Below are 19,268 nucleotides of genomic sequence, written 5' to 3' on the forward strand. Positions count from 1 at the left end.
TTCCGGGTGCCGTCCTCCCGCCTGCAACGTGTCGCCGTCCTCGTGCTCGAAGGGGCGAAGCCGCTCGACGTCGGCATCCCCGCGCAGGTCTTCTCGACCCGCGCGAGCATGCCGTACGAGGTGCGGGTGTGCGGCGCGGCGCCCGGCCTGGTGACGGGCGGCGACGGCCTGTCCTACCACGTCGCCCACGGGCTCGAGGCGCTCGCCTGGGCCGACGTCGTCTTCGTCCCCGGCTACCGCCACCCCGACCGGGACGCCCCGCCGCGGGCGGTCGTCGACGCGCTGCGCGCCGCCCATGAGCGGGGCGCCCGGCTCGCCGCCATCTCGACCGGCGCCTTCGCGCTCGCCGCCACGGGCCTGCTCGACGGCAGACGCGCCACGACCCACTGGCACTACACGCGGGCGCTGGCGGCCGGACACCCGCACGTCCGGGTCGACGAGAACGTCCTCTTCGTCGACGAGGGCAGTGTGCTGACCTCGGCCGGCGCCGCTTCCGGCATCGACCTGTGCCTGCACGTCCTGCGCCGCGACCTCGGCGTGGCCGCCTCCAACCACGCGGCCCGGCGGCTGGTCGCGGCCCCCTACCGCAGCGGCGGCCAGGCGCAGTACGTGCCGCGCAGCGTGCCGGAGCCGCTCGGCGAGCGATTCGCCGCCACCCGCGAGTGGGCGCTGCACCACCTCGACGAGCCCCTCACCCTGGAGACCCTGGCCCGGCACGCGGCCGTCTCGGAACGCACCCTGTCGCGGCGCTTCGTCGAGGACACCGGATACACCCCCATGCAGTGGGTGATGCGCGCCCGCATCGACCGGGCGCGTGAGCTGCTGGAGCGCTCCGAGCGCGGCGTCGAGCAGATCGCGGGCGACGTGGGCCTCGGCACCGGCGCGAACCTGAGGGCGCACTTCCAGCAGATCCTCGGCACCACGCCGAGCGAGTACCGGCGCACGTTCACCCGCGGCGAGTAGCCGCGACCGGCGGTTGGCGGGATCCTTGCGAACCATGGCGCTCACGCCCGGGTCACCCGCGGGCGCGGCGCGCGAGGCTGGTGACGAACCGAAGGGACATCACTCATGACTCGCATCGCCATCAACGGATTCGGCCGCATCGGACGCAACGTGCTGCGCGCGCTCCTGGAACGCGACAGCGACCTGGAGATCGTCGCCGTCAACGACCTCACCGAACCGGCCGCCCTGGCCCGGCTGCTCGCCTTCGACTCGACGTCCGGCCGGCTGGGCCGCCCGGTCGCCGTGGACGGCGACGTCCTCGTCGTCGACGGCCGCCGTATCAAGGTCCTCGCCGAGCGCGAGCCGGCGCAGCTGCCCTGGGCGGCGCTGGAAGTCGACATCGTGCTGGAGGCGACCGGCCGGTTCACCTCGGCCAAGGCCGCCCGCGCCCACCTCGACGCGGGCGCGCGCAAGGTGCTCGTCAGCGCGCCCTCGGACGGCGCCGACGTCACGCTCGCGTACGGCGTCAACACGGACGCCTACGACCCCGAGCTGCACACGATCGTCTCGAACGCGTCCTGCACCACCAACGCGCTCGCCCCGCTGGCCGCCGTCCTGGACGACCTGGCCGGCATCGAGCACGGCTTCATGACGACCGTGCACGCCTACACGCAGGAGCAGAACCTGCAGGACGGCCCGCACCGCGATCCGCGCCGTGCCCGCGCCGCCGGCGTCAACATCGTCCCGACCACGACCGGCGCCGCCAAGGCGATCGGCCTCGTGCTGCCCGACCTGGACGGCAAGCTGTCCGGCGACTCCATCCGGGTCCCGGTCCCGGTGGGCTCGATCGTCGAGCTCAACACGACCGTGGCCCGCGACGTCACCCGTGACGACGTGCTGGCGGCGTACCGCACGGCCGCCGAGGGCCCGCTGGCCGGCGTCCTCGAGTACTCGGAGGACCCGCTCGTGTCGTCCGACATCACCGGCAACCCGGCCTCGTCGATCTTCGACTCGGCGCTCACCCGTGTCGAGGGCCGCCACGTCAAGGTCGTCGCCTGGTACGACAACGAGTGGGGCTTCTCCCACCGGGTGATCGACACGCTCGAACTCCTCGCCGCCCGCTGACCCGGCCGTTCAACGGGCCCGGACGGACACCGCGCGGACGGTCGTCCGGACCGGCGGACAGCCCGTGCGGCAGGTCTGCCGCCGGCCAGGCCGCGCCCGCGGTGGCGCGTCCCGGCCTGAGCGGGCCCGGCGGCCCGCGGAAGCCGTGCGTGAGGTCCAGCGAACCCGGCGTCGGCCGGGCCGGGGCGGGACCGGGTCAGCCGTGGAGCAGGGTCTGGCGGGGGGTGCGCCGGTAGACCTCGCGGTAGAGCGAGGCGAAGCGGCCCGGGTGGAAGAAGCCCCAGCGGGCCGCGACCTCGGTGACCGTCGTCTCGGCGTGGGGGTCCGCGGCCTGCAGTTCCCGGTGGGCGTGGGAGAGCCGGACCCGGCGAAGATGGGCGAGCGGCGTGCTGTCCAGGTGCCGGCGGAAGGCGTACTGGAGCGCGCGGACGGTGACGTGCGCCTCCGCCGCGATGTCGGCGACCGTGATCGGCTGGTCGGCGTGGTCGTCGATGTAGGCGAGCGCCCGGCGCAGCGCGTCCGGGTGCGCGTCGCGGCGGTCGGCCGGCGTGGGGTCCGTCAGCGCCGTGTTGGGGAACGTGCTCAGCACGGTCGCGGCCAGGTGCTGGGCGGCGGTCGACACCACCAGCGGCTGGTCCGCCACGGCCGGCTCGGTCAGGACGTGGTCGCGGACGTAGGTGATCGCCTGCCGCAGCCGCTCGGCCGCGGCGGGCGAGTGCGGCCGGTGGCCGGTCAGCCGGACCGGCTCGGTCAGGGTGGGCGCCGCGGTGGCGGCCACCTGGTCCAGGAGGGCGGGGTCCAGCATGGTGATGTTGTAGCGGGCGCCGCAGACCCGGCCCGCGTAGGACAGCGTCGGCGGTGCGAAGGACACCACGTCACCGGGGCCGAAGGAGTCCTCGACCCCCTGGTACACATGATCGCGGATCGTGCCCTCGTGCACCGCGCACAGGCAGATCCGGTTCAGCGGGGTGACGGCGTAGCTCATGTCGAAGTCGAGGTCGAGCTCGTCGACGGTGATCGGGCCGAGGCCGCTGCGGCTGATCCGCGCCCGGCTCGTCTCCGGCGTGTTGCTGCCGATCCGCATCTTCGCGTAGGCGCGGCTGAGGAAGTCCTCGGTCCGCTCCAGGTCGTCGCTGTCGAATGTCAGCGTGTGCATGCGCCCGGATCTCCTCGCCCTGACACGGTGTACGTCGATTCAGCGTACGTATGCCCCACATTTCCTCCACGAAGCCCGCGCAGCCGATGCGCGACCGGACCTTCTTTCGTTGTGCGGCCGGTCTCCCCCGGATTCTTTCGTTTCCCGGATCGCGGCGAGCGTCCCGGCCGCGCAGAGTGGACCGGAACTGCGCCCTGCGCGTGCTGTGTGCCGGTGCCCCCGGGGGCACAAGGAGGAGAAGCGACCTCGCATGCCGGACAACGACGAACTCGTACAGAAGGTCGCCGCCCTCGAGGAGGAGGTGGACCAGCTGCGCCGGGCGTTGGCCTCGCGCGCCGAGATCGACCAGGCCATGGGCGCGGTGGCGGCGGTGTGCCGGATGAGCCCCGAGCACAGCTGGGACGTGCTCAGGCAGGTCTCCCAGCACACCAACATCAAGCTGCGCGAAGTCGCCCAGCACGTCATGCGCTGGGTGGTGACCGGGCGTCTCCCCGACGAGATCCGCCCGGCGATGCGCGCCGCGCTGCTCAGGACCCGGCATCGGGCCCGGCACGGCGCCGCGCCCGGCCTTGGCGCCGAACCCGGGAGCTGTGCCGGACCCGACCGCGGCGCCGGGAGCGGCGACGGCCGGGAGCCGGCCGCCCAGGAGGCGTGAGCCCGCGCCGCGCGGACCGCCCGGCCGGGACGCGGCCGTGCGGGGGCGGCCGCTCTCTGGCATCCTCGACCCTCGGCCGGACCTGGTGTGTCCGAAGGGCCGGACGCGACGGGCAGGCGCCGAACGGCGAGAGCGGGGGAGCAGTGGGCGAACGAGAAGCCGTCACCGAGGCCGGGACCGCGTTGGTGGTGCGTCGCCGGCCGCCGACGCCGGCGGGAGCCGCGGTCCTGGTCCTGCACGGCGGCCGGGAACACGGCCGTGAGCGGTCCCGGCCCTGGCACCCGGCGGCTCTGCGGATGCGTCCCGTGCTGCGGGCCGCCCTCGCCGCGACGGACCGCCGGGACGTGCTGCTGGGCGAGGTCCGCTACCGCTACCGGGGGTGGAACGCGACCGCCGACCCGGTGGCCGACACCGTGCGCGCCCTCGAGGAGCTGCGCGCGTCGACGGGCGAGGTGCCGGTGGTCCTGGTGGGGCACTCGATGGGTGGCCGGGCGGCGCTGCGGGCGGCCGCCGACCCCTCGGTGCACGCGGTGCTGGCTCTGGCGCCGTGGTGTCCGCCCGGCGAACCCGTCGAGCATCTCGGCGGGACGAGCATCGTCGTCCTGCACGGCGACCGTGACCGGGTGACCGACCCCGAGGAGTCCGCGCGGTACGTACGCCGCGCCCGTCGGGCGGACGCGCGCGCCGGTCTCGTCCTCGTGCGCGGCGGGGACCACGCGATGCTGCGCCGCGGCGCCGACTGGCATCGGGCCACCGCCTCGGTCGTCGCCCAACTGCTGCGTCCTGAGACAGGGTTGACGGGACTCGCCGGTGAAGCCTGTGCGGCACAGGACTCTCTGAGGTGGTGAACGGGACCGCATCCGGCCGCGCGGCGGGCAGTTCGCGTGCCCTCGGTGTCGGCACTCGCCGCCCCGTCGGGGACAATACGATGATGTCGTCGCCCGCGGTCGCCTTGCCGAACCGTCAGGCGACGTCCCGTAAACGCCGGTTCGCCCCCTCGGATCGTCGGCCGTGTCCCCTGTCCGTCCTGCCGCGTCGGCCCGCCCGACCGTCCACGAAAGCAGAGCCTCTCCGGTGATTTCCGCCTTCGACGACACCCCCATCTACCACCGTCTCGTCACCGAACGCGGCGACGTGCCCGCCGATGTGCGCGGCGAGGCCGAACGCATCAAGCGCGCCCTGGACCGCGTCATGAGCGCCCCGTCCTCCTTCGCCCAGGGAGGGCTGCCCGCGCAGCGGTCGTTCTTCTCCTGAGGACGCGACCGGACGTCCCGCAGGTAACGGACAGCGAGGGATTAGGCCTCCCGTCGCGTGCTCCCGGCGGCACCGCCGGACTCGTCACGCCGGCAGCGGCCGCAGCAGCGTGGCGACGCGCACGAGCGGCAGCCGGCGGATGACGCCGACGCCGACGAACCGACGACGCCGATGGCGACGTAGAGGCCCGCTGGACAGGACGACCTCCTGGGCGGGCGAGCCGGCCGGCACCGGCCCGCTTCGTCCTGTACACCCCCCAGGACGCACCACCGGCCCACCGTCTTCCGTCCCGGCACAGGCATGCCCCGCTCCGGTCCCGGCGCGCGAAGCCTCACCGCACGCTCGGCCCCCCGCGCCGGCGCGCCGCCATGCCGTCGGCTCTTCCGCCCGCGCCGAGCAGCCCGGTGGGCCGGAACGGCTCGGCCGCCTCCAGCCGGGGCAGCTCGCGCCGGGACATACGCAGGACCAGCGGCGGCAGCGCCGCGCGCACCCCCTGCACCAGGCGCAGCCAGGCCGGGACGTAGACGGCGGTGCGCCGGTGCTCGACGGCCGCGGCGAGCCGCCGTGCGACGAACTCGGGCGGATACACGCGCCGGGCGGGCCCCGGCATGTGGGCGCGCAGCTCGCGCAGCACCGCATGACGGTCGGCGTCCCGGACCATGTCCGTGTCGGTCCAGTTCAGATAGGCGATGCCGACGGCCACGCCGTGCTGGGCCACCTCGGCCCGCAGCGCGTGCGCGAAGGCCTCCACGCCGGCCTTCGACGCGCAGTAGGCGCTCATCAGGGGAGCCGGGCCCAGCGAGGCCGTGGAGGCGATCTGCAGGAAGTAGCCGGCCGTCGCCAGCAGGTCCGGCAGGAACGTGCGCGCCGTCAGGGCGCTCCCCACCAGGTTGACGTCGACGACCCGCCGCCAGGAGGCCATGTCCACGCGGGCGAACGGCCCGCCCTCGGCGACGCCCGCGTTGGCGACGACCACGGACGGCGGCCCCAGCCGCGCCCGCACGGCCGCCGCCGCGCGGCCGAGCGCCTCGGCGTCGGTGACGTCGGCCTCCAGAGCCATGGCGGGGCCGGGCAGCGACGCGGCCAACTCCCGCAACGCCTGCCCTTCGTGCCCGATCAGCGCCAGCCGGGCGCCGCGCCGGGACAGTTCCCGCGCCTGGGCCGCGCCCAGTCCGCGCGCCGCTCCCGTGATCACGACGGTGCGGTCTTGCAGGGGACTCTCGTGCACGGGCTGCTCCCTTCCTCGACGATGGTGACGTTCAGCCGGTGGAAGGCCTCTTCGCACCGGTGCGGTCGCGGCGGGCCAGGACCCGCTGCAGGTACGTGCGGCCGGGCGGGACACGGCGGCGCAGTGCCGCGCGGGCCGCGTTGGCCCCCGGCGCCCCGTGGACGCCGCCGCCCGGGTGGGCGCCTGCGGACGCCAGGAACAGTCCGCGCACGGCCGTCTCCGGGCGCCCGGTGCCGGCCAGCGGACGGAAGAAGAGCTGCTGGTGGAGCGCGGTCGTGCCGCCGTTGATCGCGCCGCCGTGCAGGTTGGCGTCGAGTGACTGCAGCGTGGGCGGAGCCAGGACGCGCCGGGCGCGGATCAGGGCCCGGAAGCCGGGGGCGAACCGCTCGACCTGCCGTTCGATCCGGTCGGCCATCACCTCCTGCTCCCTCGCGTCCCAGACACCCGTCAGTCCCGCGTCGCCCGCGTCGCCCGCGACCTCCTGCGGGACGTGGGTGTAGGCCCAGGCCGCCTCGGTGCCGGCGGGGGAGCGGACCGGGTCGGTCGTCGTCATCTGGCCGAACAGCGCGAAGGGACGGTCGGGGATGCGGTGCATGGCGATCTGGGCCGCGAAGCGGGTGAGCTCGTCGAGTCCGTCCGCCAGATGCACGGTTCCGGCCCGCCGGGCCGCCTCGGCCTGCCAGGGCACGGGCCCGTCCAGCGCCCAGTCGACCTTGAAGGTCGCGAAGTCCCACTGGAATCGCTCCAGGTCGGCCGAGACCTGGGCGGGCAGGTGTTCCGGCTCCAGGAGCGACCCGTACAGCGCGGGGACCGACACGTCGGCCAGCACGGCGCGACGTGCGGCGACCGGCTCGCCTTCCGTGGTGCGCACCCCGACCGCCCGCCCGTCGCGGACCACGACCCGGCCGACCCGCTGCCCGCAGCGCAGGGAACCGCCGCGGGAGCGCAGCCGCTCGACCAGCGCGGCCGTCAGGGCGCCGGAGCCGCCGACCGGCGCGGGAAAGCCGTAGCTCTGGCCGAGCATCGACATCAGCCAGCCGAAACCACCGCTGCCCGCGGCCTCCGGGGCGAGATCCGCATGCAGGGCGTTCCCGGCGAGCAGCAGCCGGCCGCCCTCGCCCGCGAACTCCTCCTCGCCCATCCGGCGCACCGGCAGGACGAGCGTGCGGGCCATGCGCAGCCCGCCCGCCCCGCGCAGCCGGGCTGCCAGGCGGGCCGTCGCCCGCAGCGGCGGGAAGGGGGTGAACAGCGCGTCGAGGATGTCGGGGCGCAACCGCTCCCAGACCTCGTGCAGCCGGCGCCAGGCGTCTCCGTCACCGGGCCCGAAGGCGTCCAGCGAGTCGGCGGTGACGGCGATCCTGCGGTCCAGGAGCGCGCAGCGGCCGTCCGCGAGGGGGTGGGCCAGGACGCTGGGCGCATGGCTCCACCGCAGGCCGTGCTCGTGCAGCCGCAGCCCGGACAGGACGGGGGAGGAGGCGGCCAGCGGGTAGAAAGAGCTGAACAGGTCGTTGACGAAAGCGGGGTCGACTGCCCGGTCGTGCCGCACCGCGCCCCCGGGTTCGGGCTGTTCCTCGAGCACCTCCACGCTCCACCCTGCGTCCACCAGGAGGTTCGCCGCGACCAGTCCGTTCGGTCCGGCGCCGATCACCACCGCGTCAGGCATCGCCACCTCCGGGGGCGTGCGAGAGCGCCGCGCCCGTCCGCGGCCGCCGGCCTCGCGTCCGCCGCGACGACGTGGCGCCGGCCGCCCGCCGCGCGCAGCAGTCACCGTCGGCGAGCGGGGCCCGCACGGACCTCGCGGCCGCTCCGACCGGTCGATGCCGAACCGCCACCCGTGCCTCCTGCGATCGCTGCGGACGAGGTTCGCCAAGTGCCCATATCGGCGATCGTCAACCCTGTCGCGGTGTGCGGGGCGGGCTCCGGGGCAGGAGTGACACCTGTGGGGAGGTCGCGATGTCAGTGCCGTGATGAAGGATGCCCCAGGTGAGATCAACTCCGGCTCAGCCGGGTAGGCGGTCTCATGTCCCCCGTCCAGGAAAGGTCACCGACGATGCCGCTCACCGCCGACCAGCCGCAGATCCTCGACATACGTTCCGCCGCGCGTCGCCCGACGCGTGAGGAGTGGGCGGCGCCCGTCGCGCCGCGCCCCGTCGTCGCGGTCGTGGCCGGCGTGCCCCGCCCCCGCGAGGCACGGCGTCAGCCCCTCCCCGCCGCCGCGCCGCGTCCCGCCGCCGCGCCGCGCCGCGGGGGGACCGACGTGCTGCGCATCGTCTCCGACCCGCGTACGCCCGTGTTCGTCACCGAGCACGCCAACGGACGCCGGGTGTACGGCTACTGGCGGCCGTTGGACGCCGAGGGCGGGCGCGGAGGCTGTTACGTGGCCCTCCCGGCCGCCGAGTGCGACGAGTTGTACTCGGCCGGCCGGATCACGCTCGGCGAGCCGGTCACGGACCCAGCCAAGACGACCTACCGGGTCCTGCCCGCGCGTACCCGGGCCGCGGCCGCCCGCCCGGCGCCCGCTCCCGCGCCGGCCGCGCCGGCCGGACCGCGCCGGCGCGCGTCGCGGGCGGCCTGATCGGCCGGTTCGGGGGTAGCCGACGTCCAGAAGCGGTCCGCACGACGACGGGCGACGCCGACGGAACCACAGAGGGACCGATCAGGAGACGTGCAGCAGGACCGTGCAGCGGGACCGTGCGGACGGACTGCGCAGACAGACCAGGGGAGGAGAACGATGAGCGTCATCCAGCGCATCAAGGAGTTCAGCAGGAGCCCCCAGGGGCGGCGCACGATCGAGCAGGTGCGCCGTACCGCGGCCGACCCGCGCCGTCGTGCCCAGGCACGCGGGCTGCTCGCACGGCTGCGCACCCGGCGCTGAGCGGCCGACGGCCCCTCACAGCGCTACGCCCAGCCCGCCCGCCGTCCTCCCGACGGCGGGCGGCCGGCTGTGAGGGGCCGTCGGCCGCTCAGGAACCGCGGTCAGGAACCGGTGGTCTGCGGGCTGAAGCAGGCCGTGATGGTCTTGCCGTGCGGGCACGGGTGCGCCTCCCAGCTGTCGGCCAGCGCGTCGACGAGGAACATGCCGCGTCCCCCGGTGCGGTCGGTGCTGGGGCTCCGGGGAGCGGGCAGCTCGGCCGACTCGTCGTGGACCGCGATGTGCAGACAGCGGCTGTCCCAGGTCATCACGAGCTGCGCGTCGCTGTGCGCGTGCCGGTGGGCGTTGGTCACCAGCTCGGAGACGGTCAGCAGCACGGCGTCGACCGTGTCCGGAGCGGTGGTGGCCCAGCCCAGGGTGTCGAGGTGCCGCCGGGCCCAGTCGCGGGCCGTCTTCACCGTGCACTCCAGGGGCAGAGAGCGGGCCCATCCGACGGCCCGCAGTGCTGATCGGTCCATTCCTGATCCCTCCGAGAAACCGTCCACCGGCCCTCCGTCTACCCCCGGACGCCGAGGTGACGCCGCGCCCGCCGCGGTCCACCCGGCGGGCGTGCGCCTCACATCCCTCCCGACACCCCCGCCGCAGCGGTCCTCCCGCGGATTTTCCAGGCATGGTGGAGACATGATCGTGCTCGCCCTGCTCTTCGCCGTCCTCGGGGCCGCCAGCAACGCGGTGGGCACGGCGTTCCAGCGCAAGGCCGCCTCCACCGTTCCCCGGGGCGGCGGCCTGCGGCTGCTGCGTGCCCTCGTGCGGCGGCCCGCCTGGGCCATCGGCATCGCCGGCGTCATCGGCGCCGCGGTGTGCCAGGCGCTGGCCCTCGTCAACGGGCCCATGGCTCTCGTGCAGCCCGTGTTCATCCTGGAACTGCCGTTCGCCCTGCTGGTGGCCGCGCCCCTGCTGCACCGCCGGCTGTCGGCCGACGCCTGGCGGGCGGTCGCGGCGGTGGTGGCGGGCCTCGCGCTGCTGCTGGCCTCGGCGGCCCCGCACGGGACCCGGCAGCAGGGGGCCATGGAGCGGTGGATCCCGGTCCTGGCGCTCTGTCTGGGCGCGATGGCCGCCGCGGTCGCCCTCACGCGTACGTCCGCTTCGCCGTTGTTCCGGGCAGCGGCGCTGGGCTCGGCCGCGGCGATCGGCAACGCCCTGACCGCCGCCCTGATGAAATCGTCCACCGGGCAGCTCGCCGACGACGGACTGCCCGCCTTCCTGACCGCATGGCAGACCTACGGCTTCGCGCTCACCGGCATCGCGGCGGTCCTGCTGCTGGAGAACGCGCTTCAGGCCGGCCCCCTCACCGCCTCGCAGCCTGCCCTGACCATCGGCGACGCGACGGTGAGCCTCCTGCTGGGCATCGTCCTGTTCGACGAGGAGATCCGGTCCGGCCGGTGGCTGCTGCCCGAGGCGATCGGCGTGCTCCTCATCCTGGGGGGAGTGGTCCGGCTGACGCGCGTGGTGCCCCACCTGTCCGACGTCGTCCACTGAGAACGGCCGTGCGGGAGCGGCCTGATCACTCCGGACAGGCCACGGTGTCCTTCTGCAGTTCCACCGCCGCCAGCAGGCTCAGCTTCTTCTCCGCCCGGCGCAGCGCCCTCACCGCCGCGATCGAGGAGACGTCGCCCGTGAAGCCGACGGCGGCCAGCCGGGAGCGCACCCAGTCGGCGCGCAGCCGGGTCTCGGTGGCCTCGGCGGCGGCCCCGACGAGCGCGACGGCGCGCTCCAGGCCCGGGCGCTCCTCGGGGGAAGCCCCGGCCAGGGCCTCGCGCAACGCCGCCGTGACCACGTCCGCGTCCCGGACGACCAGCACGAAGTTGTGCTTCTTGTTGAGTCCCGCGATTCCTGTCATGCGGATCATCGTGGCCCCGAGTGCCGCCGCTGCCAAGCGACTTGAGGAGCCTCAGAGCCTTCGTCGGAGTCGGGGGCGAGCCGGGCGCGGGGCGGGGTAGGCGGGAGGGAGCAGACCGACGAAGGGAAGCCCATGACGACCTACGTGATCACCGTCCCCGGCACGTTCACGGCCGGGATCGAGGACGAGGCGCGCACGCGGCTGAGCCGGGCCCTGCGGCCCGCCGATCCGCATCACACCCGGATGGGCGACGCACAGGACCTCGACCCTCTCACCGTGAACGAGGACGACACGTTCACCATCCGGCTCGCCGTCGAAGCGGACAGCGTCCCCCACGCGGAGGAGGACGCCCGCAGGCTCGCGGACGCCGCCCTGCGCGCCGCCGGTCTCGACGGGAGCGACGCACCGCTCGGGCCTGCGGTGATCACCGGCATCGACTCCGAGATGTGAGCTGCGGGCCGCCCGCCGGCGGCGCACGCCCGCGGGCCGCGACTCCGGGTCAGCGGCCGCCCCGTCCGTGTGCCAGGCGCTGCCACACCGCGCCCGCCATCGCCTCCTCGCCCTTGGCGTTGGGGTGTGCGGGGGCGGCGGGCGAGGCGGGTTGCAGCGGTTCGACCCACCGGACCTCGGGGGACGTGCACATGTCGTGGCCGACGGTCGGCCCGTAGGTGTCGACGTACTCCGCACGGTTCCAGCGGGCCACCAGGCGGAGCATCAGGTTCAGGCGCCTGCCGGTGTCCCTGAGGTAGGGGAAGTCGCCCGCGGCGAAGGGCACCGACGGCGCGCAGCCGCTGCCGTCGTCGGGCAGCAGGTCGGGATAACCGACGAGGAGGACCCGGGCCCGCGGAGCACGGTCGTGCACGGCCCGAAGCACCCGCGCGATGCTGGGGGCGGTCTTCGCGATCCTCACCGAGAGCTCGTCGACGCCCGACGTGCCGAAGTGACGTCGGCACGGATCGCCGACCGGGTCCTGCGAGGCCACCTGCGCGCAGGTGGCGATGATGGAGCCGAAGCCGATGTCGTTGCCGCCGACCTGGACGGTCACGAGGTCGCTGCCGCGGTTCACCGCGTCCAGCTGGGGCCCGTTGGCCCCCTGCGGCTTCCACATGTTCTCGGTGGTCGCCCCGCTGCAGCTGACGTCCTTGAACTCGGTGGCGCGCAGCCTCGCGGCGACGAGGGAGGGGTAGTTGCGGTCGGAGCGTGCGCAACCGGGGTCCACCTGGCGGGGGATGAAGGGTCCGGAGGTGTAGGAGTCGCCCAGCGCCGCGTAACGGACCGCGCCGCTCGCCCCGTGCGCCGCGACCGGCGTCGCAGAAGCGGCGACCAGAGCACAACCTGCCAGTGCGGACAGCCAGGTGACGCCTCGTCGGCGACCGCCTGCCGGCCTCGCCGTGCCTGTTTCGCGTTGCATCGAGTCTCTCCCCTCGCGGCCCGTGTGCCGCCGTCGCCGAGTCGTGAGGCGGTCGTGACGGCCCGACCGGGCTTGTATACCGCCCGGTCGGTCGCCGGTGCCAGACTCGGGAGCGAACCCGTTCGCCTCGTGGAAGGAGAACCGACATGCCTGAGGGATGGCAGTGGGACAAGACCCTGTTCGCCGGAAGCGCGGCCTACTACGAGCGCGGCCGGCTTCCGTACGCTCCCGGGTTCGCCGAGGCCCTGGCCGCCGCTCTCGGTCTGGACGGCCGGGGCCGGCTCCTCGACGTGGGCTGCGGGCCGGGCGTCGTCCTGCTGGCCCTGGCGCGCTTCTTCCACGAGGCGGTCGGCCTCGACCCCGACGAGGACATGCTCGCCGAGGCCGAGCGGCAGGCCGGACGCCGTGGCGTGGGCAACACCCGGCTGGTCGCGGCGCGGGCCGAGGAACTCCCGGCGGGTCTGGGGGAGTTCAGAATGGTGGTGTTCGCCCAGTCCTTCCACTGGACGGACCGTGACCACGTCGCGGCGACCGTGCTGCGGATGCTGGAGCCGGGCGGCGCCCTCGTCCACATCAGCGAGCTCCAGGACCCGCCCGCCGCACCGGAGCCGACGCCGTCGCCCGCGCCCCCCTACGAGGAGATGGCCGCGCTGGTGCGCCGGTACCTGGGCCCGGTGCGCCGGGCGGGACAGGGAACGCTCGTCGACGGCACACCGGACGGGGAGGGCCTCGTCATCGCCCGGGCCGGCTTCGAGCACTTCGGGCGACTCGTCGTGCCGGCCGGAGGGGTGACCGAGCGCACCGCGGACGACCTGGTCGCCTGGGCGTTCTCCCGATCCGCGTCCGCACCGCACCTGTTCGGCGGCCGGCGGCCGGACTTCGAGCGGGACCTGCGGGCGCTGCTGCGGCGGGCGGCGCCCGACGGCCGCTTCGCGGAGCGTCTCCCGGACACAGAGATCATGATCTGGCGCAGGCCGTCGGCCACATGAGCCCGGGGCCTGCTCCGGGCGGGCTCGGCGGCTCGGCGGGGCCGTCGGCCGAACCGGCCGACGGCACGACGCCCGCCGTCATGCGTGACGCGCTGTCCCACGGAGACGGCTCGCGGTGGACGGCTGCCTGCGGCGCCTCTGCGCACTCCCGAGCCGCCGTACGTGCCCTGCCCGGCCCGTTCGGGTCCATCGGCCTACGTGGAAAGGGCATTGGCGGAGCGTCAGGAAATCATGGGCTCACCTCGCTCCGGGCCCGCCTGATCCACCGCAGGTCCGGCCGGGGCCGGCGTCCTGCACCCGGCGGCTGACGGCGCCGCGCCGCCGGGGCGCCCGCACGCCCCGGGAGACCCGTGAGACCCGGGTGCCACCGTGCCGATCAGGCCCGCGAGACGCGGGGGGACGGCGGACCGGGCGTGGCGCTCGCGCCCGCCGGGTGGGCCGCCTCGCTCCGGGTCTCCAGGGCGTGCAGGACGGCCGCCATGTCCTCGCCGCCGTGCCCCTGGGCGACAGTCTCGCCGTACAGGGCGTGACAGACGTCGAGCAGCGGGGAGACGAGGCCGGTCCCGCGGGCGGCCTCCGCGATCAACCGGTTGTTCTTCAGGATGTCCGCGGCGGCCGCCTGCACGCTGAAGTCACGCTCCAGCAGCTTGGATCCCTTGACCCGGGAGACGGCGCTGGCCATCGGGCCCGCGTCCAGCACGTCGCGCAGCAGACGCCGGTCGAGCCCGTGCCGCTCCGCGAAGTGGAAGGCCTCGGCCAGCCCGGTGACCAGGGTGATCAGAAACAGGTTCACCGAGAACTTCATGAGCAGCGCGCCCGGGACCCGGCCGCAGTCGAAGGTCTCCCGGCACAGGGGGGCGAGCAGCGGACGCACGGCCGCCACGGCGTCGTCGTCGCCCGCGAGCAGCCCGACCAGTTCCCCTCGCTCGGCCGGGACGCGGGACCCCGACACCGGGGCCTCGACGTAACGTCCGCCGGCCGCACGGACGTCCGTCTGCAGGCCGGCCGAGTACTCGGCGGACGTGGTGCCCATGTGGACGACCGTGTGCCCGGCGACGCGGGAGGCGAAGGCGGGGGCGCCGCGCCCGAGCACGTCGTCGATCGCGGTCTCGTCCGCCAGCATGAGGATCACGGTCCCGGCCCGGTCGAAGACCTCGCCGGGGCTCGCCGCGACCTCGGCCCCCAGCGCGCGCAGCGGCGCGCAGCGGCCCGGGGTGCGGTTTCCCACGACGAGAGGCGTCCCGGCACGGGCGAGGTTGCCGGCCATGGGCTGTCCCATGACCCCGAGTCCGATGAATCCGACGTGCACGACGCACCGCCTTTCCCGCCTCCCGCGCCCGACCGGGCCGTCTCGCACGGCCGGGCAGCCGCGGGCGTGCCCAGAGGGCCGACTATGACGACGGTCATAGTAGTCCACTTCATGACCCCCGTCATAAGGTGGACCGGGTGGGTCCGGAGCAGTCACGCAACGGCCGGAGGAGGTCGACGATGGCGGTGTCCGAGCGGGGGCCGCGTGAGCGGATGGTCTTCAGCGCCGCCCAGCTGATCCGGCGCGAGGGGGTCGCCGCCACCGGCATGCGCGAGGTCGCCGCCCACGCGGGCGCGCCGCGCGGCTCGCTGCAGCACTACTTTCCGGGCGGCAAGGAACAACTGGTCAACGAGGCGGTGGGCTGGGCGGGCCGGTACGCCGGCAACCGCGTCGCCCGCTTCCTCGCCGCACTGCCCGAGCCGACGCCCGCCGCGCTGTTCGCCGAGATGGTGCGGCAGTGGACCGACGAGTACGAGGCCGCAGGTTTCGCGGGAGGCTGCCCGGTGGCGGCCGCCACGGTGGACTGCGCGCAGTCCACCGACTCCACACGGGAGGCGACGGCCGCCGCGTTCGCCGCCTGGACCGCTCCGGTGGCCCGCGCGCTGACGGACCTCGGCGTGCCCGGGGAGCGGGCCGAGCCGCTCGCCACGCTCATGATCAGTGCCCTGGAAGGGGCGATCCTGATCGCCCGCGCGGAGCGCGACGTCCGCGCCCTGACGACGGTGGCCCACGAACTGGGCCCGCTCCTCGACGCGGCGGTGCGCGAGCGGACCTGACCGGCCGCCCCGACCTGACCGGCCGCTCCGACCGATCGCTCCGACCGGCCCGCCGGTCGGCCGCGTCAGAGCGCGGCCAGGAACTTCTCCAGCCGGGCGAGCCCCTCGCGCAGTTCGCCGGCTGACGCCGCGTACGAGAGGCGGACGTGCGTCTGCGCCGAGTGCACGCCGAAATCCCGGCCCGGCGTCAGGGCCACATGCGCCTCCTGCAGGGCTCGTTCGCAGAACTGCCACGAGGTGAGCCCGGTGCCGCTGACGTCGAAGTAGACGTAGAACGCCCCGTCGGGCGGGACGGGCACCGGCAGGCCGATCCGCGCCAGGCCGTCCAGGACGAGCGCCCGGCGTTCCGCGAACTCGGCGCGGCGGGCCTCGCACACCGCGAGGGACTCGGCGGTGAAGCAGGCCAGAGCGGCGTGCTGGGCGGGAACGGACGCGCAGAGGAAGTAGTTCTGAGCCAGGCGCTCCATCGCGGGCACGAGTCCCTCGGGGACGACGCACCAGCCCAGCCGCCAGCCCGTCATGCCGAAGTACTTCGAGAAGCTGTTGACGACGACGGCGTCGGGGTCGAACGACAGGGCGCTGCGCGGCGGACGGCCCCGGGCGTCGTGGTCGGCGAGCTCCAGGTAGATCTCGTCGACGATGCGCCACGCGTCGCGCTCCCGGGCGACGTCGCAGATCGCGGCGAGTTCGCCGGCCGGAACCGACGTGCCCGTGGGGTTGGACGGGGTGGCGACCATGACGCCGCGCGTGTCATCCGTCCAGCTCGCCCGCACCGAGGCGGCGTCCAGCTGGAACCGGCTCCCGGCGGTGGCGGGCACCAGGGTGACGCGCGCGCCGAAGCTCTCCGCGATCTGCCGGTTGCAGGGATACGACGGGTCGCCGATGAGCACCTCGTCGCCGGGGTCGATCAGCGCGGCGGCGGTCAGCACCAGCGCGGCCGAGGCTCCCGCGGTCACGACGATCCGGGCCGGATCGACCTCGACCTCGTGCCGCTCCGCGTAGAACCGGGCGATGGCCTCCCGCAGCGCGGGGAGCCCGAGGGCCTCGGTGTAGGCCATGGGCCGCCCGTCCATGGCCTCCCGCATCGCGCTGAGGACGGCCGGTGGCGCGCCGAAGTCGGGTTCGCCGAGGCTGAGTTTGACGATATGACGTCCCCCGGCCTCCAGGGCCGCGGCCTGCTTGCCGAACTCCATGGCGTAGAACGGAGCGACGGCCCGCGCCCGTCGCGAGATCCGTGGGGTGCTCATGCCGCGGCCTCCTGCTCTGTTCCCTGCTGCGTCCGGTCTCGCACGGTTCTCCTTCGGCTCGGGCCTGTGGCTCAGCCGATTATCGACCGCTCGGCGCGGCCCTCGTCACCCGGCCCGGCGCGATCCGCCGCCTCGGAAACGCTGACGAACGAGTCGTCGGCGAGGACGGCGTCGGCCGACGGCGGACCGTCGGCGGTCAGCCGGTGCCGCGGGTCGGATGGCCGTGGCCGCCCGGGACGCAGCACCGGCACGCGTCGGACGGCGTTGCCGGCGAACCCGCCCCGGTTCCGGGGCTGTTCCGGCGACCGGGCGTTTCCCACCCCGTCACCGGCCCCGGAAGTCCCGGTGACTGCGCGTGGCCGGCGCCGGCCGGTCCCGCCCGAGGCCCTCGCCCGGCGCGGCCGGCCGGGGTGGGTCGCCCACGTCGGCGGGTCGACGCCTCACGCCCCGATTCTCCTCCTCGCCGGGGAGCCGTGCAGGCGGCGCCGGCCGGTGGCGTCGGCCGATGGCTCCGGCCAGCGGTGATCCGCGGCGGTCCGTGCTTCAGAGGCTCGCCGCGTGGTCGGGGACGTAGGTCTGCAGATCCCTCGGCGGGCGCTCGTAGCCGGTCGACGCCGGCCGCTTCGGGAGTTCCAGCACGGGCGGCGGCACCTCGTGGTACGGCACGGTCGACAGCAGATGCGCGATCATGTTCAGCCGGGCCCGGCGCTTGTCGTCGCTCTCGACGACGAACCAGGGCGCCTCCGAGATGTCGGTGTGCACCATCATCGCGTCCTTGGCCCGCGAGTACGCCTCCCAGTGGGTGATCGACTCCAGGTCCATCGGCGACAGCTTCCAGCGCCGCAACGGGTCCTCCAGCCTGCGCCGGAAGCGGTCCTGCTGCTCGGTGTCGCTCACCGAGAACCAGTACTTGCGCAGCAGCACACCGTCCTCGACCAGCATGCGCTCGAAGATCGGGCACTGACGCAGGAACAGCTGGTGCTCCTCCTTCGAGCAGAACCCCATCACGTGCTCGACCCCGGCGCGGTTGTACCAGGACCGGTCGAACAGCACGATCTCCCCGGCCGCCGGCAGGTGCTCGACGTACCGCTGGAAATACCACTGGGTGCGCTCGCGCTCGGTCGGCTTCGGCAGCGCCGCGATCCGTGCCACACGAGGGTTGAGGTGCTCGGCGACCCGCTTGATGGTGCCGCCCTTGCCGGCCGCGTCCCGCCCCTCGAACACGATCACCATCCGGGTGCCCGACGCCCGCACCCACTCCTGCAGCCTCACCAACTCCGTCTGCAGCCGCAGCAGTTCCTTCTCGTACTCCCTGCGCGGCAGAGTCGCCGCCTTCTTGCCGGCCATGCCGCCTCCACCGCCCGATGATCCGTACGCCGCCGACTTCCGGAGTCCGCGCCCCGGTCCGGGCTCGAACACCAGGACGCCACCGTACTGATCTAGGAGGCGCCGCGCACCCCGGCGCCCGCCACGGCCGGCCCGCGTCCTCCCGCGCCCGGGGACGGATCCGGCCCTCCCCGCGGGTCCGGTTTCGCGCTCACACCGGACGGGTGGGGCTCGGCGGGGTCATGACCCAGCGGATGGCCCGGGTCAGCATCTGTCCGGTGGGGCGTACGGCGAGCCCTTCGACGACCGGCACCCGGGGCAGCCACAGCATGCCGCGGGCCCAGGGCGGGAGCAGGGCGACGGCGTTCGCGGCCAGCCCGCCGTAGAAGGGCCGTACGGCGAGCGGCACAGGGGGCCGGAGCAGCAGGAACCGGGCGGCGGCCCGCGCCTCGGGCGTGGCCCGGAGCTCGGGCCGGTAGCCGGCCAGGCGCTCGGCCAGCTCACGGCGGTCGCGCGGCGGGTCGCTCACCCCCAGCGCCTCGGCGACCCGGGCCGTGTCGGCGACGTAGCCGTCGTAGCCGCCGGCGTCCAGCGGAGCGGCTCCGAAGCGCTCATGGGCGCGCAGGAAGCTGTCCGTCTCGGCCGCGTGCACCCAGCCGAGCAGATGGGGATCGGCCGCGTGGTAGGGCACGCCCTCGGCCGTCGTCCCGCGGATCCGGTCGTGGATGCCGCGCACGTGGTCGACGGCCCGCTGGGCGTCCTCGGCGGTGCCGTACGTCGTGACGGCCAGGAAGGTGCTCGTGCGCTGGAGCCGCCCCCACGGGTCGCCCCGGAAGCCCGAGTGCCCGGCGACCGCCGCCATGGCGAGCGGATGCAGGGACTGCAGCAGGAGCGCGCTGAGACCCCCGATGAACATCGAGGCGTCACCGTGGACGACGCGGACCGGGCGGTCCGGCCCGAACCACCGCGGGCCCGGGGTGTCGTGGATGCGGGCGCGGTTCGCCGGTCCGTCGGGTCCGGCGACACGCCGGAACAAGGCCTGTCCCAGCTGGTCGCGGACGCTGGTCAGCACGGTCGG

The 19,268-nt window shown here is 74.7% G+C and carries 22 protein-coding genes; 11 read left to right on the top strand and 11 right to left on the bottom strand.

Annotated features, from left to right (window positions below):
* Window positions 1-6: 6 nt before the first annotated feature.
* Both IE239_RS28610 and gap read left to right on the top strand, forming a co-directional pair.
* Window positions 7-963: a GlxA family transcriptional regulator gene (locus IE239_RS28610; protein ID WP_190152300.1), complete on the top strand. Its 957-nt coding sequence runs from the start codon at window positions 7-9 to the stop codon at window positions 961-963.
* Between the two features lie 105 nt (window positions 964-1,068).
* Complete coding sequence (gene gap / locus IE239_RS28615) at window positions 1,069-2,067, top strand: type I glyceraldehyde-3-phosphate dehydrogenase (protein WP_190152301.1); 999 nt, start codon at window positions 1,069-1,071, stop codon at window positions 2,065-2,067.
* Between the two features lie 196 nt (window positions 2,068-2,263).
* Here gap and IE239_RS28620 read toward each other — a convergent pair whose 3' ends face one another.
* Window positions 2,264-3,223, bottom strand: coding sequence for an AraC family transcriptional regulator (locus tag IE239_RS28620; protein WP_190152302.1), 960 nt, complete (start codon window positions 3,221-3,223; stop codon window positions 2,264-2,266).
* A 250-nt stretch (window positions 3,224-3,473) separates the two neighbouring features.
* Between IE239_RS28620 and IE239_RS28625 the strand changes: the two genes are divergently transcribed.
* From IE239_RS28625 to IE239_RS28635, 3 genes are all read left to right on the top strand, one after another.
* Window positions 3,474-3,878 (top strand): ANTAR domain-containing protein, encoded by a 405-nt coding sequence (locus IE239_RS28625; RefSeq protein WP_190152303.1) that lies wholly within the window; start codon window positions 3,474-3,476, stop codon window positions 3,876-3,878.
* A gap of 143 nt (window positions 3,879-4,021) precedes the next feature.
* A complete protein-coding gene (locus IE239_RS28630) occupies window positions 4,022-4,726 on the top strand; it encodes an alpha/beta fold hydrolase (protein WP_229878366.1) in 705 nt (234 codons plus the stop codon).
* A gap of 226 nt (window positions 4,727-4,952) precedes the next feature.
* A complete protein-coding gene (locus tag IE239_RS28635) occupies window positions 4,953-5,132 on the top strand; it encodes a hypothetical protein (protein WP_190152304.1) in 180 nt (59 codons plus the stop codon).
* An 84-nt stretch (window positions 5,133-5,216) separates the two neighbouring features.
* Here the strand turns inward: IE239_RS28635 and IE239_RS28640 are convergent, their stop codons facing one another.
* The 3 genes from IE239_RS28640 to IE239_RS28650 form a co-directional block, all read right to left on the bottom strand.
* Window positions 5,217-5,363, bottom strand: a complete 147-nt coding sequence (locus tag IE239_RS28640) for a hypothetical protein (RefSeq protein WP_190152305.1) — start codon at window positions 5,361-5,363, stop codon at window positions 5,217-5,219.
* A gap of 100 nt (window positions 5,364-5,463) precedes the next feature.
* Window positions 5,464-6,360, bottom strand: a complete 897-nt coding sequence (locus tag IE239_RS28645) for an SDR family oxidoreductase (protein ID WP_190152306.1) — start codon at window positions 6,358-6,360, stop codon at window positions 5,464-5,466.
* Between the two features lie 31 nt (window positions 6,361-6,391).
* A complete protein-coding gene (locus tag IE239_RS28650) occupies window positions 6,392-8,023 on the bottom strand; it encodes a phytoene desaturase family protein (RefSeq protein ID WP_190152307.1) in 1,632 nt (543 codons plus the stop codon).
* A 387-nt stretch (window positions 8,024-8,410) separates the two neighbouring features.
* Here IE239_RS28650 and IE239_RS42440 point away from each other — a divergent pair, with 387 nt between their 5' ends.
* Window positions 8,411-8,935: a hypothetical protein gene (locus IE239_RS42440; protein WP_308435432.1), complete on the top strand. Its 525-nt coding sequence runs from the start codon at window positions 8,411-8,413 to the stop codon at window positions 8,933-8,935.
* 156 nt (window positions 8,936-9,091) lie between these two features.
* Entirely contained in the window at window positions 9,092-9,235 is a 144-nt protein-coding gene (locus tag IE239_RS28660) for a hypothetical protein (RefSeq protein ID WP_190152308.1), read from the top strand.
* Between the two features lie 101 nt (window positions 9,236-9,336).
* On the opposite strand, the gene IE239_RS28665 is transcribed toward IE239_RS28660, so the two are convergent.
* On the bottom strand, window positions 9,337-9,750 hold the full coding sequence (locus IE239_RS28665; protein WP_190152309.1) for an ATP-binding protein: 414 nt from the start codon (window positions 9,748-9,750) through the stop codon (window positions 9,337-9,339).
* Window positions 9,751-9,913: 163 nt separating this feature from the next.
* Between IE239_RS28665 and IE239_RS28670 the strand changes: the two genes are divergently transcribed.
* The gene (locus IE239_RS28670) at window positions 9,914-10,771 is read left to right on the top strand and encodes a DMT family transporter (protein ID WP_190152310.1); all 858 of its coding nucleotides are present in this window, start codon (window positions 9,914-9,916) and stop codon (window positions 10,769-10,771) included.
* Window positions 10,772-10,796: 25 nt separating this feature from the next.
* Here IE239_RS28670 and IE239_RS28675 read toward each other — a convergent pair whose 3' ends face one another.
* Window positions 10,797-11,132 carry a hypothetical protein gene (locus IE239_RS28675; RefSeq protein ID WP_190152311.1) on the bottom strand — a complete coding sequence of 112 codons (336 nt, stop codon included), beginning with the start codon at window positions 11,130-11,132 and terminating at the stop codon, window positions 10,797-10,799.
* 132 nt (window positions 11,133-11,264) lie between these two features.
* Here IE239_RS28675 and IE239_RS28680 point away from each other — a divergent pair, with 132 nt between their 5' ends.
* The gene (locus IE239_RS28680; RefSeq protein ID WP_190152312.1) at window positions 11,265-11,582 is read left to right on the top strand and encodes a hypothetical protein; all 318 of its coding nucleotides are present in this window, start codon (window positions 11,265-11,267) and stop codon (window positions 11,580-11,582) included.
* 49 nt (window positions 11,583-11,631) lie between these two features.
* On the opposite strand, the gene IE239_RS28685 is transcribed toward IE239_RS28680, so the two are convergent.
* Window positions 11,632-12,543 carry an SGNH/GDSL hydrolase family protein gene (locus IE239_RS28685; RefSeq protein WP_190152313.1) on the bottom strand — a complete coding sequence of 304 codons (912 nt, stop codon included), beginning with the start codon at window positions 12,541-12,543 and terminating at the stop codon, window positions 11,632-11,634.
* A gap of 146 nt (window positions 12,544-12,689) precedes the next feature.
* Between IE239_RS28685 and IE239_RS28690 the strand changes: the two genes are divergently transcribed.
* Window positions 12,690-13,532, top strand: a complete 843-nt coding sequence (locus IE239_RS28690) for a class I SAM-dependent methyltransferase (protein WP_190152314.1) — start codon at window positions 12,690-12,692, stop codon at window positions 13,530-13,532.
* Between the two features lie 376 nt (window positions 13,533-13,908).
* Here the strand turns inward: IE239_RS28690 and IE239_RS28695 are convergent, their stop codons facing one another.
* Window positions 13,909-14,841, bottom strand: a complete 933-nt coding sequence (locus IE239_RS28695; protein WP_190152315.1) for an NAD(P)-dependent oxidoreductase — start codon at window positions 14,839-14,841, stop codon at window positions 13,909-13,911.
* Window positions 14,842-15,020: 179 nt separating this feature from the next.
* Here IE239_RS28695 and IE239_RS28700 point away from each other — a divergent pair, with 179 nt between their 5' ends.
* Complete coding sequence (locus tag IE239_RS28700) at window positions 15,021-15,617, top strand: TetR/AcrR family transcriptional regulator (protein ID WP_190152316.1); 597 nt, start codon at window positions 15,021-15,023, stop codon at window positions 15,615-15,617.
* A gap of 65 nt (window positions 15,618-15,682) precedes the next feature.
* Here IE239_RS28700 and IE239_RS28705 read toward each other — a convergent pair whose 3' ends face one another.
* The 3 genes from IE239_RS28705 to IE239_RS28715 form a co-directional block, all read right to left on the bottom strand.
* On the bottom strand, window positions 15,683-16,864 hold the full coding sequence (locus IE239_RS28705; protein ID WP_190152317.1) for a pyridoxal phosphate-dependent aminotransferase: 1,182 nt from the start codon (window positions 16,862-16,864) through the stop codon (window positions 15,683-15,685).
* Window positions 16,865-17,407: 543 nt separating this feature from the next.
* On the bottom strand, window positions 17,408-18,211 hold the full coding sequence (gene ppk2 / locus IE239_RS28710; RefSeq protein WP_190152318.1) for a polyphosphate kinase 2: 804 nt from the start codon (window positions 18,209-18,211) through the stop codon (window positions 17,408-17,410).
* Between the two features lie 190 nt (window positions 18,212-18,401).
* On the bottom strand, window positions 18,402-19,262 hold the full coding sequence (locus IE239_RS28715; protein WP_190152319.1) for an oxygenase MpaB family protein: 861 nt from the start codon (window positions 19,260-19,262) through the stop codon (window positions 18,402-18,404).
* Between the last annotated feature and the right edge of the window lie 6 nt (window positions 19,263-19,268).

The organism is Streptomyces humidus (assembly GCF_014649655.1).
GTDB lineage: Bacteria > Actinomycetota > Actinomycetes > Streptomycetales > Streptomycetaceae > Streptomyces > Streptomyces humidus.